Below are 17411 nucleotides of genomic sequence, written 5' to 3'. Positions count from 1 at the left end.
GTAGCAGGTGACTCGTCACTACATTACTAAGAAAGGACTACGTTACTAATTTACTAGTCACTGCGTCACTAGAAAAAAATAATTTATAAAAATAGAATGAGCAATATCGTACATGTGATTTTATCGGGTGGAGTGGGTAGCCGCTTATGGCCACTGTCGCGTAAAAGTTTTCCTAAACAATATCTATCCTTATTTAAAGAGGGATCTTTGTTTGAGATGACTGTCAATCGTAATCGCGATTTATGCAACCAGGTTATTGTTGTGGGGAATAAAGATAATAATCAATTGAGCCGCGAAGTCATGGAGAACAGCGGGGTGGAGTATATTGATATCGTGGAATCTACTCCTCGTAATACAGCCGCAGCGATTGCATTTGCGGCATTTGCGGCTAATGCCGATGATATTTTAGTTGTTACTCCTTCAGATCATGTTATCGTGGGCGACGAAAGCTACAATAAGGCTATTCAAGAAGGAATTGAAAAGGCAAACCAAGGATATATTGTTACTTTTGGTATTCAGGCAACTAAGCCGGAGACGGGTTATGGTTATATTGAATATAAAGGGGATCAGGTACTGTCTTTTCGTGAGAAACCTAATAAAGAAACTGCAGAAGATTTTATTGAAAGGGGTAATTTCTTATGGAACTCGGGTATGTTCTGTTTTCGTGCGGACACGTTATTGCACGAACTGCAACAGTTTGAGCCCCGGGTTTATGCAACAGCATTAGCGGCATGGCAACATAAGAAAGATGGTATATTAGATGAAGCATTATCTAAAGAGATTCCATCGATCAGTATTGATTATGCTGTGATGGAGCGTTCCAAAAAAATTCGCGTTGTGGCAACACACTTTAACTGGTCCGATCTGGGTTCATTTGAATCGATGTATGATTACCTGAAACATACGGGACATCCTACGGATGAAAATGGTAATATGGTCATCGGAACAGATATTTACAGCGCCTTTGTTGGTTTGAGAAACACAATCTTGGTGTACACCAAAGATGCCATTTTGGTGCTGCAAAAAGAAAGCTCTCAGGATGTGAAGAAAATCTACAATACGCTGGAAAGACACCAGTCCAAATTGATCGATTAAAAATATACAAACTTAAAAAATATAGCGCTTTTTATATTTTTTAAACTTCTAATGGGAATTCTACTTATACAAGGATTCCCATTTTTTTAGCGATAAAATTCTTTCGTGAATGTATGTAAATTTTGTTGCGTGAATTATACATCTATCGCTTATTTTTTAGCATATTATTTCATGCTTATTTTCAGTAAAGTTGGAGTTCGTCCTATTAAAACTAATTTGGCAGATTCACTTTGTTTATGCTGAGATAATAAAAGAAAGGTCCCAAAGAAGAGCTTAACTTAAGCGTTTGAGGAGATCATATTATTAGTGTAATATTTATAATTACGGTAAAAGTTTCTCTTTATAAGATGTTTATTTTTGCTGATTAATGTGTTTTACATTAAATTATTGCCTAACAAAAATGCAGTGAATTGCATGTAACTCTACGATTTGTAGCTGTACAGCTACAAATCTGTAGTAATATAGCTACAACTACCATATTATTGCTCACTATCTTTATTTTTTAAATGTATGTATCTAAAATTAGTTCTATTTTTGTCCTAAATAGGTTGATGTTAAGTGTTTCTCATCAGAGATCAGTTATCTGGATCAGATTTATTATTAGCTGTTAGCCTGTTTATGTTAATCTACTCTATTATGTATAAAGGTAAAAGATTTAATCTTTTTTTAGTTGGTCTAGTTGCAATTTCAGTTATTGCCGCAAGCTGTTCAAAAGTGAAGGACTTGTACGAAGAACCAGAGGGGGACTCTTCAACATTATTTCCAGATGGAGGTAATGTATCAGGCGACTTTAAGTGGAATTCTGCCAAATCTATGGATATTCGCATAGCTGTTGATGATATTTTCAATGGTCAATATTTTTATCGCGTAGAAATCTTCGATAACGATCCGATGCTTGTAGCTGGAGCCAACTTATTAGCAGCAGGTCAGGCAAAAAAAGGTCAGGACTTTGTGGGTAAATTGATGTTACCTACGATGGCTAACTATTTGTATCTGAGAGAAACTTCTCCTTTGGGAGTTGCTTCTGTTACGATGATCGCAGTAGATGCTACAAAAAATAGTATCAATGTGACAGCTAATTCATCGTCAAATAAAGCGAGCGTTATACGAGCATCGTCCAATTCACCAATTTCAAGTACGAAAGCTACTACAGCTAATACTTTTTCGAATCCTACTGTTGTTGTTCCTAATGATGCCATTGCAATCACTGGAAATACCGCTGTTACCGTTGAGGCAAATAAATCTTATGTTATTAAATCTGGAACGACCTTTACAGGGACTATTAATGCAAACAATGGAACAAGTAATGTGAAGATTTATGTTCAGGGTACATGGAAAAACCCGAGCTATGAGTTAAATCTTGGTAACAATAATAATTTGACCATTACACAGACCGGATCCCTTAACCTGATCAATGTGACACAAAATACCACGGGTGGTTTTGTGAACTACGGTGCTACATCTTTATCTAAAATGGAGACCAAAAATAATGCACTTTATGTAAATTATGGGACATTAGATGCAGATAAAGCAGATATTACGAATGGTAGCTTTACTAACTATGGTGTAGCAACGATTCAAAATTTAAGTAGTACAACTAATGGTACAGTTATTCGCAATGAAGGCACACTTACAGTAAAGAATGCAACGTTAACCAATGCGATACTGGAGGCCGTTTGCCATACAACGATTGAATCGCTAACCACTAATGGTGCTAAGATATCGGTATCAACTGGTTCACTATTGAGTCTTGATAAATTGAACGCAGGTGGTACAGCATTTACTTTAGCGGCTTCCGCGATTTTAGATGTAAAAAGTTTAGCTAAATTTAACAGTCAGGCTAGCACCATGACAGGTCCATCATCTGGCCAGGCAGTTGCTCGCCTTAAGAAGGTTGATGTAAACAATCAACATATGGCGATTACCTATTCTGGTAATTTAGAGGTTGCTAGTTCAGATCATACTGCAAATGGACAATGGAATACCTACTACGTACTCAATAGTCCTGCAAAATTAGTTGCTTACGATAAATCTACTGTTGTTATAGCGGGAACCGCTTGTAATGCTGGTGGCAATAATGCCACTGGAGGAAATCCCAATGATCAAACGGTAACAGAAGTTAATCTGGGTACTTACTCCTATGCATTCGAAGACAACTGGCCAAATAAAGGAGATTATGATATGAACGACTTTGTTGTCGATATGAATATCTCCAAATTTCAAAATACCGCCAATAAGGTTACGAAAGTTGTTTTGAAAGGTAAGTTACGCTCTGTAGGTGCATCAAAACGTTTAGCTGCAGCTATTCAGTTGGATGGCGTTCCGGCAGGAAATGTAAAATCTGTTACCTATTCGAAAAAAGAATTGGTTGGCACCAACTTAACTTTAGCAGCCAATGGTACAGAAACTGGACAGGCTAATGCTGTGGTCTCTATCTGTGATGATGCCCATAAAGCTTTCGGCGTTACCGATACTCGTTTTATCTCGACACAAAATGGAGCTTATGCTCCTGTTGATGTGGTCATTACCATCGAATTTACAACGGCATTGGACAATTTTACTTATAGTACATTGAATATGTTCATTGTAAACTATGCACAAAACATTGGTGGCAGAAACGAAATTCATTTGGTGGGTTATGCAGCAACAGACAAGATCAATAAAAGTTTAATTTCGAGAGAAACAGGTAAGCTTTTATCGGCCACAGATCCTTTTAAAACGGGGAATAATGAACCATTTGCTTTAGCAGTTCCTGTTTCATTCCAATATCCGACAGAAGGTCAAAAAATCTCGGATGCTTATCCTAAATTCAAAAATTGGGTACTCAGTGGTGGACTTCAAAATGCGGACTGGTATTTAAATAAAAAATAATTGAAATAAAATTCCCTATATTAATGATTAAGTACTCCCAATTATCAGGAGTACTTAATTTTTTTGTGCCAAAATCTATTCAGATAAGTTCATTTGATAGATCTTAGGAAAATAGATACCTTTATATACTGATATAATTCATGAAAAAGAAGATCCTGATAATTGATGATAAACCGGCTATAGGTCAATTAATAACGTTATACTTAAATGCGGATTACGATTTTCATTATTTTGCAAGTGCGATTGATGCCTATAACTGGTTGAAAGATGGTCATACTGTAGATCTGATACTTTCTGACTATACCATGCCCGAAATGAATGGCTATGAACTGCTGGTCATGGTCAAACAAAATGAATTTTTAAAAAATATTCCTGTAATTATGCTTTCAGGTGAAGATAGTACGAGTACACGGATTAAACTATTAGAAGCAGGTGCTGAGGATTTTATTTTAAAACCCTTTAATCCTTTGGAATTAAAACTCAGAATTAAAAAAGCATTAAAATAATGCCACTATACAGCGATTATATATACTTTGGTAATAGTTTGCAAAATTTTGACTATTTCAAACTCCAGGTGCTTGATACATTGGGAGTGGAGTTAAAGTATTTTAGTTCTTTCGAAAGTATGGATCAGTATTTTCAGGACCATCGCGGGCAATTTCTTTCCGTTATCTTTTACGAACAAAGTCCAAGTTTGATGACTGATTTACGGCAATTAACCAAACTAAATTCATATGGTAAAGAAACGCTTCTTTTTCTAGTGGGTAATGGTTTTACTTTGCTCGAAAAGAAATCTTATCTGGAAGCTGGGGTAACTAATACCATCAGTGCAAATGCCAATAAGGATGTTTTTCAATCGATAAAAAAATATATCCATCTTTATTTTGAAGCTACAGCACAGACCGAAAGGTTCAGTAATCCGGCTTCATCTTTTCCTAAACTTCGTATTCCTATTGGCAAAAGGCTTTTTGACATTGCCGTTTCTTCTTTCTTGATACTGATGTTATCTCCTTTATTGATTACCGTATATCTGGCGATCATTATTGAAAGTAAGGGGCCTGCAGTATATCGGTCTAAACGCATTGGAGCAGGATATTACATGTTTGACTTTTATAAGTTTAGATCCATGTATGCCGATGCCGATAAGCGGCTTAAAGAGTATATGATGCTTAATCAATATGCAAAACAGGAGACAGTCATGTCGAGCAACTCGACATCGTATGCCAATGCAGACATCCCGCAATTTACAATCGATGAACTCAGGGATGTATTGATAGACGATAATACTGTAGTCAAAGGTACAGATGCGGGCGGGAAACAAAAGAAGGCGGCTTTTTTTAAATTAGAGAAAGATCCCCGTGTTACTAAAGTAGGACGGATCCTGAGAAAATATAGTATCGATGAATTACCGCAATTGTTCAATGCTTTGTTTGGCGACATGTCCATTGTTGGTAATAGACCGTTACCTTTGTACGAAGCAGAGATGTTGACAACAGACGACAGTGTGGAGCGATTTATGGCTCCTGCTGGAATTACTGGACTTTGGCAAGTTGAGAAAAGAGGCGATAACGGAAGTATGTCTGATCAGGAACGTATTAAATTGGACATTGATTATGCGAAAAACTATTCCGTATGGATGGATGTTAAGATATTGTTTAAGACATTTTCTGCTTTTATTCAAAAAGCAGATGTATAACTATACCGATAAATAATTATTTCAATGAATAAAGTATATAAAAAAATTTTTTTGTTTAGTTTATTAATGTCTACCGGGATTTTTTCCCAGGCTCAATCCAAGATCGATCACATGGATATGATTGATTTTACACGATTAATCCTTCCCCCGTTGGAAACGCTTTACGAAAATGCAAAGAATAGTCCAAGTGTTGAAATGTATCAGGCAAAAGTCGAAACAGAAGAGAGCAAAGTACTTACGGAAAAAAGAAATTGGTTAAAGTACTTTAAAGTAGGGGGATCGTGGCAATACGGTAATATCGCGATCAACTCTTCCTTTACAAATGAAAATACGCCCTTATTTTTTCAATCGTCTGGGCAATCCCAAAGTTCTTATTATGGTACGGTAGGTGTTAGTGTTCCTATAGATGATATCTTTGATCGTAAGAACAAAGTGAAACGGCAACAAACAGAACAGCGTTTCGCGGAATTAGAAAAAGGGAAATGGCTAGACGAGCAACGAATTCGTATAGTCAACGCTTATGTAAAGGCAAAAACTGCATTAGCGATGTTGAAAAAGAATGTTGAAGACCATAATGTTGCATTAACCAATTATAAGATGACTGAAAATGAGTTTAAAACTGGAAATGCAATTATAAGTGATTTGAATGCTGCAAAGAAATTGGAAACAGAAGCATATGAGTTACTAAAAACGAGTGAAGCAAATATTATAAGTGAGATTCTCACATTAGAGATTTTGAGTAGGACCAAAATAATCAGCCAATAACATTATGAATATTTTCCATTATATTTTTCGTGCTATCTTTAGGATCAAATGGTGGCTTTTGATCTTACCTTTGTTATTTGCGTTACTGGCCATTTACATGACACGTAATTTAGATAGGCGCTATAAAACCGATATCACAATCTATACCGGGGTGATCTCCAGCTATGGAAGCGATCCTGGAGAGTCCAATGCATCTTCAAATTGGAACGTGCTAAATAATTCAATTCAGAATATCATCAATACGATCAATTCGAAAGAGACACTGAAACGGTTATCATTACAATTGTACGCCCGTCTCATGATCCATGGCGATCCGAACAAGGACAATGTCTATATTTCAGCAAAGCATTATAAAGAATTATTGGCCATTACACCACAAGATGTACGTGTATTAATTGATAAAAGCTCGGAAGAAAATACCGTGCGAAATCTGGAAAAATATGAAAAGCCTGATCGTAATAATTTTGTTTATGGCTTGTTCAATTGGAATCATCCTTATTTTAGTTATGGAGCACTACAGGAGAATATTAAAATTTCCCGTATTGATAACAGTGATATCCTTCAGGTCAATTATCAAGCAAATGATCCTGGTATCGCTTATCAGACACTTGAGGTTCTGAGCAAAGTATTTTCTATAGAGTATACCAACCTACAATTTGGAAGTACAAACAATGTTATTCGCTATTTTGAAGCAGAACTTGCCCGTTTAGGAAGCGAATTACGTGGTCAGGAAGATTCATTGACCATGTACAACGTTGAAAATCGGGTCATTAACTACGATAAGCAAACTGAAGCAATTGCCGTATTAGATAAGGAATATGAATTGCGTTATCAAGATGTCGTTTTCGCTTTTAACAGTGCTCAGGCGGCGTTGAAGCAACTGGAGTCCGGTATGGATGCCAATATGCGATCAATCAAAAATAATTCGGAATTCTTATCCAGGATGAACCATATTGCCGATCTCAATTACGATATTTCTAAAATAAAAACATTAGGCAACGATTCTATAAATCGGCAACAGGGTGGAGAATTGAATTCGCTTTCTAACGAACTAAATAAGCAAGAAAAAGAATTTCGGAATTTTATGGACCAGTATTCTTCTGAAAAATATACTCGTAATGGGTATCCCAATGCCAATTATGTTAAGCAATGGGTAGAGGAGCTCCTGAAGTTCAAAAGTGCAGAAGCAGAATTGAATGTAGGGAAAAATTTTAAGCAGGAACTTGATCAAAAATATACGCAATATTCGCCCATAGGTTCAGTATTGAAAAGAAAGGAGAGAAGTATCAACTTCTCCGAACAGAGCTATTTATCAATTTTGACAAGTCTGAATGCAGCACGTCTTCGATTAAAAAGTTTGGAAATGAACTCAGCTACACTGAAAGTCATTAACCCAGCCACATTTCCGCTTAATGCACTTCCTTATGGACGCAAGATGATCGTGATCGGTGTATTTTTAGGCACGATATTCTTTATCTTGGGGATCTTGCTTATTTTAGAACTTTTTGATCGTACCTTACGCGATAAAACGCGTACCGAGCGTATTACCAGAGGAAAGGTAGTGGCGGCTTTTCCAAGATTATCGAAAAGTAAAAACCTTCCTCTCATCGAGGAGCGGGCTGTACATGTACTAGCCAATCGACTTTATGGTTTCTATGATAATGAAAAAGCAGTCAATTTTATCAATGTGATCAAGCTGTCCACTTCGCTAGATACGAGTCGCATCAGCTCGTTATTAACTGATTATTGGTCAAAGATGGGATTAAAAGTTCGCGGATATTATGAAGGACAGGATTTTGAACCTCAATCTCGCGCTTATCTTGTTGGTCAGGAATGGATCAATCAATTGGCCGATTATGATCTTTCCCTCGTGCAGCATGGCTCCATGGCCTTAACACCAATACCCAATGTATTTTTGGAAAAAGGAATGGCTACGTTGTTAGTATTACGTGCGGACACGGTATGGAAGACTGAAGATGAACTGTTATTTTCAGATCTATTGGAGCGGTCAGCGGGCAAACCTATTGTTATCTGTTTAATGAATGCACAAAAATATGTGGTAGAAGAATTTACAGGTATGTTACCTCCATTTACATTTTTACGCCGCTTAGAATATCAATTAGCCAATTTTGGTTTAACTTCTCTGAATAAATAAAAGAAGAGTGGTATGATGAGTTCTGATCATAAAAACTGGTCAACATTGATCACCGAGCGTCATATGTTGCTGCTGTTACTCACATTGGGTGGGTTAGCAGGAGCATACTTATTTGTGTTTGCAGGAACATCATTAGGCATGTTATTTTACATGCTACCACTAACGCTGTTATTTATCATTGTCTGTTTATCTTCACCGGTAAGATGCTTTTTCCTATTGTATCTCGCGTCTTATTTTGTAATGGGCTTAGCACGATACGTAACCTTTCCTATGCCTGCGGGTGTCATATTGGATATTCTTATTTTATTTAATTTTCTCTCTCTTTGTTTACATTATATTCGAGGAAATCCTATAGGAAATCTATACTTCAACCCATTCTTGATCATTTCCATATTTTGGATGCTCTTCTGTTTCTTGGAGATTATCAATCCCATGTCTACTTTTGGCAATTGGATCACAACAGTAAGAAATATTGGTATTCATATCGTTGTATTTCAGCTACTTGTTTTTCTCAATCTAGATAACCTTCCTAAGCTGCGCTTATTTTTTGGCTTTTGGGGTATGTTGATATTACTGGGGGCATTGAAAGCAATTGGACAAAAGTATATTGGTTTTGATCGTTTTGAGTCGGCATGGTTATATACCTTTGGTGCACATACACACGTTATTTATAGTGGTATCCGTTATTTTTCATTCTTCACCGATGCCGCAAATTTTGGCTGTCATATGGGGCTAGGAATTGTTGTTTTTACCATTTTATCTTTTTATGAAAAAGTAGCCAATAGACGTCTATTTTATATTATTGTCGCATTGATTGCTTTTTACGGTTTAATGATCTCCGGTACTCGGGCCGCGGTAGCAGTACCTTTTATTGGTTTTGCTTTTTTTATTCTTTTAGTGAAAGAATGGAAATGGATTGTCATTGGGGTTGCATTATTGGTTCTCGCATTTTCATTTTTTAATCTCACGACAATTGGAAATAGTAACGGTGATATCCGCCGTATGCGAACCGCTTTTTCTTTTTCTGATGACGCCTCCTTTAATGTACGTCTCGAAAATCAAAAGAAGATGCGCAGTTTTATGAGCGACCATCCATTTGGTATAGGACTTGGTGGCTCCAAGCATGCCAATGAAGGGGATCTCATCCATGGTATTGCTACAGATTCTTCTTTTGTCTTTATTTGGGTCGAAACAGGTATCGTCGGTTTGATCTTGTATATCATATTGTGCTTGACCATACTCGGTTTTGGTTCTTACTATGTATTGATTGTATTGAGAGACAATCGGATCAAATCAATTACGGCCGCTGCTACAGCTGGTCTTTCAGGTATTATGGTGGCGGGATATGCCAATGAAGTGCTTCATCAGATGCCTACCGGACAGACAGTTTATATTTTGATGGGTATTATTATGCTATCTCCTATAATTGATAAAAAGTTAGCCAATGACAATCCATCCGTATAAACTTTCTTTTATTACCGTCAATTACAATGGACTAGAAGACACCAGAGCATTTTTAGCGCGTATACAGAGTATTAGTTTCTCCTTTTCATTTGAAGTGATTGTGATTGATAACGGATCACTAAAAGATGAATATGCACTTCTAAAAACCGAATTTCCATTTATTTCAGGCTGTTACAGTACCGCAAATCTCGGCTTTGCAGGGGGCAATAATATTGGGATACGACTTTCCCAGGGCGATTTTTTGTATTTTATAAATAATGATACGCTTCTCCCTATGGAAGCCGATGCACAGATTTTGGCTATGTTTGCTTTTTTAGAGCAACATCCTGAAGTAGGTGGTATTACACCCAAAATTAAATATATGGAACCTCCGGATATGATCCAATTTGCAGGTTGTACACCATTGTCGAAAATTACATTGCGCAATGAGCAGATCGGTTATCGGGAGTTTGAGCATGGGCAATATAACCACAATCTACAAATTCCTTACTTGCATGGTGCGGCGATGTTGCTGCCAAGACATGTTGTCGATCAGGTCGGTCCGATGCCTGAAGCATATTTTTTATATTACGAAGAGCTTGACTGGTGCTGCCAGATCACAAAAGATTATCAGCTGTATTACTTTGCCGAAGCCTGTATCTATCATAAGGAAAGTGCTTCTACAGGTATTGATTCTCCTTTCAAAACTTACTACCTGACACGCAATAGATTGCTGTTTGCCTACCGCAATCGTGCTGGGATCATTCGAATGCTGTCCATACTGTACCTCGTATTTGTGGCAAATACATCAAAAATGTGTAGCTTTATATTGAAAGGGAAGTGGAAACATGTAAATTCTATATGGTCCGGAACTCGTGCAGCTTTTACGCTGTTTAAATCAAAATAATTTGAACTATGGAATTCCTGTTTCACATTCTAGAGGGAATATTTTTTATACCGTTTTTGATCTGGATCATCTATTTTTTGGTGTTTTCCATCGGTTATCGTATTCCCCGAAATCAGAGTTTCAAAAACACGGCTTTTCAACATCGGTTTTTAGTTATTTTTCCGGCTTACAAAGAAGACGCCGTTATTGTGGAAAGCATTCGTTCTTTCCTTAAACAAGATTATCCATCATATTTGTATGAGGTAGTGGTTGTTGCTGATAGCATGCAGGATAATACCAATGCTACCCTCCGACATCTGGGAGTTACAGTACTTATTCCAAAATATGAACATCGATCTAAAGCCGCCGCACTTAATCTCGCCATTAGCGCTACACAGGATAAGCAGTTTGATGCCGTAGTTATTTTGGATGCCGATAATTTGGTGTATCCCGATTTTTTACATCAGGTTAATCGAAGCTTTGCCTCAGGTTGCAAAGCAATACAGGCACACCGTATCGCCAAAAATGCTAATACGGATACGGCCTACTTGGACGGTATAAGTGAAGAGATCAACAATTCGATCTTTCGGAAAGGGCATGTCAATCTTGGACTCCCGGCGGCACTGACCGGTTCGGGTATGCTGTTTGAAATCAATTGGTTTAAACAGGTCATGCCCAAAATTAGTTCGATGGGGGAGGATAAAGAATTGGAATATCATCTCCTTTTAGATGGAATTTTTACCACTTATTTGGAAGAGGTATATGTTCTGGATGAAAAGGTACAGAACCGGAAAGATCTTTCCAATCAGAGAAAACGCTGGATTGCCGCACAGATCGATACATTTTTGCTCACATTTAAGAGTATAGGTACAATTTTCCGTACACGCAATTGGCCCATGCTGGATAAACTAGTACAGTGGTCCATCCCGCCCCGCATTATCCTATTGGGATTCGTTCCGCTCTGGATTTTCGTTTTATATATATTAGCACCTATATTAATATTTAAATGGTTGCTCTTGTATCTGTTATTTCTTATAGCACTTTGTTTAGCAGTTCCCAATCGATTTTACAATAAGCGGACACTGATATCCTTTTTAAAATTGCCGTTTATATTTATGGCTATATTACGTAGTTTTATGGGTATTAAATCAGGCCGCAGTACTTTTGTTCACACACCACATGGCGAAAAAAAAGAAGATTATAGTAATTGAGGCACAACGTATCTTTCGCAAGAATAAGCATGGAATGGACTTTGTTGCATTGGAAATGATTCGTAGCTTACAGCAGTTAGATTGGTTTAATCAGTATATTATTGCAGTCGGTCCAGGAGAAGACCATTGCCTAACAGCGACAGAAAACTTCCGCATTGTTGTATTGGAAAGCTCTAATTATCTGGTATGGGAACAGGTGTTATTGCCCCGTCTGCTTAAAAAAGAGCAGGCCCATCTTTTACACTGTACGTCAAATACAGCACCTTTACGCATGCATATCCCACTTGTACTCACCCTCCATGATATCATCTTTATGGAAAAGAAGATCGGTAACAATGCTTCGACTTACCAGAATCTGGGTCGCATCTATAGACGTTGGATCGTTCCTAGAGTTCTAAAAAGGGTGCACAAGGTGATTACCGTGTCAGATTATGAACAGCAAAATATTAAGGCCGCTTTTCCGCAGTTAAGTCAGCATATCATCACCGTTTACAATGGTGTTAGCCCACGGTTTCGGCAACTCAGCAGTTTTTCCGATTCCCGGTTTTCAGCGTTGGAAAATCGGAGTTATTGGCTTCTTTTAGGAAATACAGATCCTAAAAAGAACCTCAAAAATACATTGTGCGCCTATGCCTATTATTTGCAGGAGAGTGCCTTTAAGAAGAAAATGCTGCTGGCAGATCTGGATCAGGAGCATCTGGATCAGCTACTTGGCGAACTGGATTTACATGCCATAAAAGAGTACCTGATTTTAGAAGAATATATTGCCCATGACCTTCTGGTCGAAGTATATAATAAGGCTTTCGCATTTTTATATCCTTCCATTCGCGAAAGTTTTGGTTTACCGCTTTTGGAAGCGATGGCTTGTGGCACGCCCGTCATTACCTCCAATACTTCCGCTATACCGGAGGTCGCTCAAGATGCGGTTGTTTATATTGACCCCAGCGATATCAGTTCCATTGGCGACGGCATGTTAAAGCTGGAAAATGATGCTATATTATATAAAACTTTAGTTGGTAAAGGATTCGTGAGAAGTGCACAGTTTGACTGGAATCAAACAGCGGCAAAGACATTGGATATTTATGAAGCAGTACATCTATCAAAATAAATCATTAAAACGATTGGTTCACTGGCTCATTATGAGTCCAGTACGGACACGACCACGCTGGTACGTCCGTATGCTACAGTTCCTATATGTCAAAAGAGGTCGTGGTTCTGTTATTTACAACAGTGTACGTCGTGATCTTGTTCCGTTTCGTCAGTGTTCTTTAGGTGCGCGTTCTGTTGTCGAGTCCTTTTCTGTACTCAACAATGCCGTTGGCGATCTTTTTATTGGCGACCATACGCGAATAGGTATCGGTAATACGATCATAGGTCCTGTTACAATTGGAAACGAGGTTAATATTGGACAACATGTCCTCATTTCGGGCCTGAATCATAATTACGAAGATATCCAGAGTACTATTGCATCGCAGGGAGTTACTGTCGCACCGGTATCAATTGGCGATGATGTATGGATCGGTGGAAATGTGGTTATTCTATCTGGAATCAGTATCGGTCAACATGCTGTAATCGGCGCAGGCTCTGTTGTCACCAAAGACATTCCTGCCTATAGCGTAGCCGTAGGCAATCCCGCTAGAGTGGTGAAAGTGTATGATTTTAATTTAAATGCTTGGGTAAAGATATGAGGGAACAGTTGTTGATCAGTATTATTATGCCTGTTTATAATACAGAAGCATATCTTGATATGGCCATTCGAAGTATATTGGAGCAAACCTACAGCAATTATGAGTTGATTATTATCAACGATGGCTCTACCGATGGCAGTCCGTCGATTTTAGCTAAATGGGCAGAAACAGATAGCCGAATTAAGCTTGTTTCACAAAATAATGAAGGTCTTTCCGCCGCTCGAAATAAAGGATTGCAGTATGCCACAGGTGAGTTTATCTATTTTATGGATAGCGATGATTACCTGCGTCCCGATACCTTAAGTTCTTGTGCCCGCAGTGCACAAGATTTTGACTTGGATCTGGTGTTTTTCGATGCCGATATTATTCGCGATGGGAATACCGACAATCCTGTTTTACCGTCATTTCAATATATACGGAAAAATATGCCCCCTCATCAGCTGATGAAAGGGAGTGAGGCTTTGGTCAAGCTGTTGGATCATCATGAGTTTTTTTCTCCAGTATGGATGCTTTTTATCCGAAGAAATCTAATATTGCAAGAAAAGTTGCGTTTTGAGGTCGGAATTATCCATGAGGACGAACTGTTTACCATGATGTCTTTTTTAGTTGCTAAAAAAGTGGTTTACTTACCAGAACGTTTTTTTTCACGTCGTGTTCGAGCCAACTCCATTATGACAAGCACTTTTAAATGGTTCAATATCACATCTTATTTAAAAGTGGCCACGCAATTACAATTGTATGTTGATGTCCATCCCACTTACCGGGCTATTGTTGATCGGTATCTCGAACGCATGCTAAATGCGGCGGTATGGAAGTCCCATGTCTTACCTCGTGGTGAACGATTCAAGCTTTTTTATATACTCTGCTCCCGTTGGCGTCAGTATATCCATGCCCGGACTTATGGCGTGCTCTTATTCAAAAGAAAAAATTAGATGAAAGATATAAAAGGCCAGCTCATTTCAGGTGTATTTTTTACGGCAATTGCTAAATATGCTAATCTGATTATATCTTTAATCGTGACTGCAGTTTTGGCTAGACTCCTTGCACCTGATCAATTTGGGGTTGTCGCCATTGCAACAGTCACCATCGCTTTTCTTAATCTTATCGCTGATATTGGATTGTCTGCCACAGTTATACAGCATAAAGAATTAGACCAAAAAGCACTTAGTGCTTTATTTTCGCTTTCGGTTTATATTACTCTTTTGCTTTCGATCATATTCTTTTTATGTGCGAACGTATTTGCCGACTTTTACGGGCAGCCAGAACTGCAATCCATCTGTCAATGGCTTGCATTAAGTCTGCTCTTTTCAGGAATAACCGTAGTTCCAAATGCCCTTTTCTACAGAGACCGTTTATTTAAGGCGATTGCGCTACGGAGTCTGGCAATACAGCTAATAGGTGGGGCAATATCTGTCGTCGCTGCATACAAGGGATATGGCGTATATGCATTGATTATTAATCCGATTTTCTCTTCCCTATTGATCTTCGCTATTTCTTATGCTAAGTATCCGCTGAAGTTTAGATACCGATTTTCTTTGGAAGCGCTCCGGCCTATCTTTTCTTATTCTTTCTATCAGTTTCTATTTAACCTGATCAATTACTTTAGCCGTAATGCTGACACGCTATTGATCGGAAAATATCTGGGCATGATACCTTTAGGCTATTACGATAAGTCATACCGTCTTATGTCACTCCCACTGCAGAATATTACCCAGGTGATCACGCCGGTTATTCATCCTATCTTAAGTCTTCAGGGCAAAGATCTGGGGTATTTACATAACGTCAACTTTAAGTTAGCCAGTTTTCTGGCGTTGATTGGTTTCCCGCTTTCCATTTTTTTATACTTCTGTTCACAAGAGCTTATCCTACTATTTTTTGGTGACCAATGGGAACGGGCAATACCTACCTTTAAAATATTGAGTCTAACGGTGGGTATTCAATTGGTTCTATCCTCTTCGGGTTCTATATTCCAGACCGCTGGTGATACCCGGAGTTTATTTATTTGTGGATTGTTTTCAGCAGTAATGAATGTGACAGGAATTCTTTTAGGTGTATTTTATTTTGAGAGTATCGAAGCTGTGGCAAAATGTTTACTGCTTTCATTCAGCATCAATTTTTTACAGACTTACTGGCTTATGTACCGCATTATATTTAAAGAAAGCTTACTAGCTTTTTTGAGCTGTCTCTGGAAGCCGATACTTTTTGCAGGTCTTTTGGCGATCCTGTTATATCTGGGTGGTCTATGGCTCTCCTGGGAGCAGCAACTCTATAATTTTCTATTTAAAAGTTTGCTCTTCGTCCCATCATTTGCAGCCCTGGTTTGGTTCGGAGGGTATCAAGCGGCGATTAAACAATTTATCAACAGAAAAAAAACAACGCTGTAAAACTTGACTTTTACTTGCGCAATATGTTTATTTTTTTGTATTTTCTTGCAGTTAAATAAAAACCATTAAAAAAATAGATGTCATGGGTTTGAAGGTACTTTTTTTTATCTTTCATGGTTTTAGTGAACATAACGGTATCAGTAAGAAGATCTGGGGACAGATCCATGGTCTCAAGCAAAATGGAAACCAAGTTACTTTGTGTCACTATCATGTAGAAGCCAATGGCCATCGGGTCTGGAAGATCAATGATGAGGTACTGATCGATCTTGGAAAAGGAACGGGTGCAAAGATTCGTAAACGGATCGATTATAGGGCCATTGCAAAGTTTATCAGCGCAAGTAAATTTTCATTGATATATATCCGTTCCGATCATAATGCCAATCCGTTCACGATCAATTTAGTAAAAGCGATGCGGCAATCTGGAGCTAAAATTGTCATGGAAGTACCTACCTATCCCTATGATCAGGAATATAATACGGCTAAAATGAAGCTGGAGCTTTTCATCGATCGGTTGTATAGAAAACAATTAGCCAGTTATCTGGATGCTGTGGTTACTTTTTCAGATTATAACTTTATTTTTGGTCAAAAAACTATAAAAATTTCAAACGGTATTGACTTTGACGCTATCCCTATTCGTCATCCAAGTGTGGTAGAAAAGGAAGCCATCCATTTGCTTGCTGTAGCCGAGATTCATTACTGGCATGGCTTTGACCGTCTCATTAAAGGTCTGGCACTTTATCAGCAACAGCAACCTAGACGTCAGGTGATTTTTCATCTCGTGGGCCAACTTACTGGTGAACGTGAGCGGACGGATATTTTGTTAACTATTCAAGAGCATGCTCTTCAGCAACAGGTTATCCTACATGGCGCACTTTGGGGGCGAGCACTCGATGAGCTATTTGATTTGGCCGATTTTGCAATCGGAAGTTTAGGTCGGCACCGTACAGGAATTGATGTTATCCGAACTTTGAAAAACCGCGAATATGCTGCCCGCGGTATTCCTTTTATCTATTCAGAATCGGATCCCGATTTTGACCATCGCGATTACATCTTAAAAGCACCAGCAGATGAGTCTCCAATTGCTATTCAGGAGATTCTTAATTTTATAGATCAGGGTCTTAAATCTCCTGATGATATTCGGGCGAGTATTCAGAACCTTTCGTGGAAAGGGCAAATGAATAGCTTGTTACAAGCTGATCTCTTAATGTAAAATTTCT

14 protein-coding genes are annotated in these 17411 nt (G+C 38.2%); all 14 read left to right on the top strand.

From position 1 onward, the window contains the following. The first annotated feature begins 96 nt into the window (after positions 1 to 96). The 14 genes from ACFS6I_RS18530 to ACFS6I_RS18465 all read left to right on the top strand — a co-directional run bounded on the left by ACFS6I_RS18530 (position 97) and on the right by ACFS6I_RS18465 (position 17404). A complete protein-coding gene (locus ACFS6I_RS18530) occupies positions 97 to 1095 on the top strand; it encodes a mannose-1-phosphate guanylyltransferase (RefSeq protein WP_380922885.1) in 999 nt (332 codons plus the stop codon). A gap of 636 nt (positions 1096 to 1731) precedes the next feature. Then, positions 1732 to 3966 carry an LruC domain-containing protein gene (locus tag ACFS6I_RS18525; RefSeq protein ID WP_380922883.1) on the top strand — a complete coding sequence of 745 codons (2235 nt, stop codon included), beginning with the start codon at positions 1732 to 1734 and terminating at the stop codon, positions 3964 to 3966. 140 nt (positions 3967 to 4106) lie between these two features. Further along, positions 4107 to 4472: a response regulator gene (locus tag ACFS6I_RS18520; protein ID WP_380922882.1), complete on the top strand. Its 366-nt coding sequence runs from the start codon at positions 4107 to 4109 to the stop codon at positions 4470 to 4472. After that, a complete protein-coding gene (locus ACFS6I_RS18515; RefSeq protein ID WP_380922880.1) occupies positions 4472 to 5662 on the top strand; it encodes a sugar transferase in 1191 nt (396 codons plus the stop codon). The genes ACFS6I_RS18520 and ACFS6I_RS18515 overlap by 1 nt, the downstream gene beginning before the upstream one ends. A 24-nt stretch (positions 5663 to 5686) precedes the next feature. Beyond that, positions 5687 to 6427, top strand: coding sequence for a TolC family protein (locus ACFS6I_RS18510; protein WP_380922878.1), 741 nt, complete (start codon positions 5687 to 5689; stop codon positions 6425 to 6427). A gap of 4 nt (positions 6428 to 6431) precedes the next feature. Further along, the gene (locus tag ACFS6I_RS18505) at positions 6432 to 8582 is read left to right on the top strand and encodes a hypothetical protein (protein WP_380922876.1); all 2151 of its coding nucleotides are present in this window, start codon (positions 6432 to 6434) and stop codon (positions 8580 to 8582) included. 12 nt (positions 8583 to 8594) lie between these two features. Continuing rightward, positions 8595 to 10046, top strand: coding sequence for an O-antigen ligase family protein (locus ACFS6I_RS18500; RefSeq protein ID WP_380922874.1), 1452 nt, complete (start codon positions 8595 to 8597; stop codon positions 10044 to 10046). After that, the gene (locus ACFS6I_RS18495; RefSeq protein ID WP_380922872.1) at positions 10027 to 10932 is read left to right on the top strand and encodes a glycosyltransferase family 2 protein; all 906 of its coding nucleotides are present in this window, start codon (positions 10027 to 10029) and stop codon (positions 10930 to 10932) included. Before ACFS6I_RS18500 ends, ACFS6I_RS18495 begins: the two co-directional genes overlap by 20 nt. Positions 10933 to 10940: 8 nt before the next feature. Next, positions 10941 to 12122, top strand: a complete 1182-nt coding sequence (locus ACFS6I_RS18490) for a glycosyltransferase (protein ID WP_380922870.1) — start codon at positions 10941 to 10943, stop codon at positions 12120 to 12122. Beyond that, on the top strand, positions 12091 to 13230 hold the full coding sequence (locus ACFS6I_RS18485) for a glycosyltransferase family 4 protein (protein ID WP_380922868.1): 1140 nt from the start codon (positions 12091 to 12093) through the stop codon (positions 13228 to 13230). The genes ACFS6I_RS18490 and ACFS6I_RS18485 overlap by 32 nt, the downstream gene beginning before the upstream one ends. After that, positions 13205 to 13810: an acyltransferase gene (locus tag ACFS6I_RS18480; protein ID WP_380922866.1), complete on the top strand. Its 606-nt coding sequence runs from the start codon at positions 13205 to 13207 to the stop codon at positions 13808 to 13810. Before ACFS6I_RS18485 ends, ACFS6I_RS18480 begins: the two co-directional genes overlap by 26 nt. Beyond that, a complete protein-coding gene (locus ACFS6I_RS18475; protein ID WP_380922864.1) occupies positions 13807 to 14742 on the top strand; it encodes a glycosyltransferase in 936 nt (311 codons plus the stop codon). Before ACFS6I_RS18480 ends, ACFS6I_RS18475 begins: the two co-directional genes overlap by 4 nt. Continuing rightward, positions 14743 to 16194, top strand: coding sequence for a lipopolysaccharide biosynthesis protein (locus ACFS6I_RS18470; protein WP_380922862.1), 1452 nt, complete (start codon positions 14743 to 14745; stop codon positions 16192 to 16194). Positions 16195 to 16276: 82 nt separating this feature from the next. Further along, positions 16277 to 17404, top strand: coding sequence for a hypothetical protein (locus ACFS6I_RS18465; RefSeq protein WP_380922860.1), 1128 nt, complete (start codon positions 16277 to 16279; stop codon positions 17402 to 17404). Positions 17405 to 17411 lie beyond the last annotated feature (7 nt).

Origin of the sequence: Sphingobacterium anhuiense (assembly GCF_042686355.1) — a bacterium.
GTDB classification, from domain to species: domain Bacteria; phylum Bacteroidota; class Bacteroidia; order Sphingobacteriales; family Sphingobacteriaceae; genus Sphingobacterium; species Sphingobacterium anhuiense.
This window is presented reverse-complemented; position numbering and strand designations above follow the sequence as displayed.

Coding starts and splice junctions, on each gene's coding strand:
- ACFS6I_RS18520 (WP_380922882.1), top strand. CDS start 4,107: ATGAAAAAGAAGATCCTGATAATTGATGATAAACCGGCTATAGGTCAA.
- ACFS6I_RS18505 (WP_380922876.1), top strand. CDS start 6,432: ATGAATATTTTCCATTATATTTTTCGTGCTATCTTTAGGATCAAATGG.
- ACFS6I_RS18525 (WP_380922883.1), top strand. CDS start 1,732: ATGTATAAAGGTAAAAGATTTAATCTTTTTTTAGTTGGTCTAGTTGCA.
- ACFS6I_RS18510 (WP_380922878.1), top strand. CDS start 5,687: ATGAATAAAGTATATAAAAAAATTTTTTTGTTTAGTTTATTAATGTCT.
- ACFS6I_RS18475 (WP_380922864.1), top strand. CDS start 13,807: ATGAGGGAACAGTTGTTGATCAGTATTATTATGCCTGTTTATAATACA.
- ACFS6I_RS18485 (WP_380922868.1), top strand. CDS start 12,091: ATGGCGAAAAAAAAGAAGATTATAGTAATTGAGGCACAACGTATCTTT.
- ACFS6I_RS18480 (WP_380922866.1), top strand. CDS start 13,205: ATGAAGCAGTACATCTATCAAAATAAATCATTAAAACGATTGGTTCAC.
- ACFS6I_RS18500 (WP_380922874.1), top strand. CDS start 8,595: ATGATGAGTTCTGATCATAAAAACTGGTCAACATTGATCACCGAGCGT.
- ACFS6I_RS18465 (WP_380922860.1), top strand. CDS start 16,277: ATGGGTTTGAAGGTACTTTTTTTTATCTTTCATGGTTTTAGTGAACAT.
- ACFS6I_RS18495 (WP_380922872.1), top strand. CDS start 10,027: ATGACAATCCATCCGTATAAACTTTCTTTTATTACCGTCAATTACAAT.
- ACFS6I_RS18515 (WP_380922880.1), top strand. CDS start 4,472: ATGCCACTATACAGCGATTATATATACTTTGGTAATAGTTTGCAAAAT.
- ACFS6I_RS18490 (WP_380922870.1), top strand. CDS start 10,941: ATGGAATTCCTGTTTCACATTCTAGAGGGAATATTTTTTATACCGTTT.
- ACFS6I_RS18530 (WP_380922885.1), top strand. CDS start 97: ATGAGCAATATCGTACATGTGATTTTATCGGGTGGAGTGGGTAGCCGC.
- ACFS6I_RS18470 (WP_380922862.1), top strand. CDS start 14,743: ATGAAAGATATAAAAGGCCAGCTCATTTCAGGTGTATTTTTTACGGCA.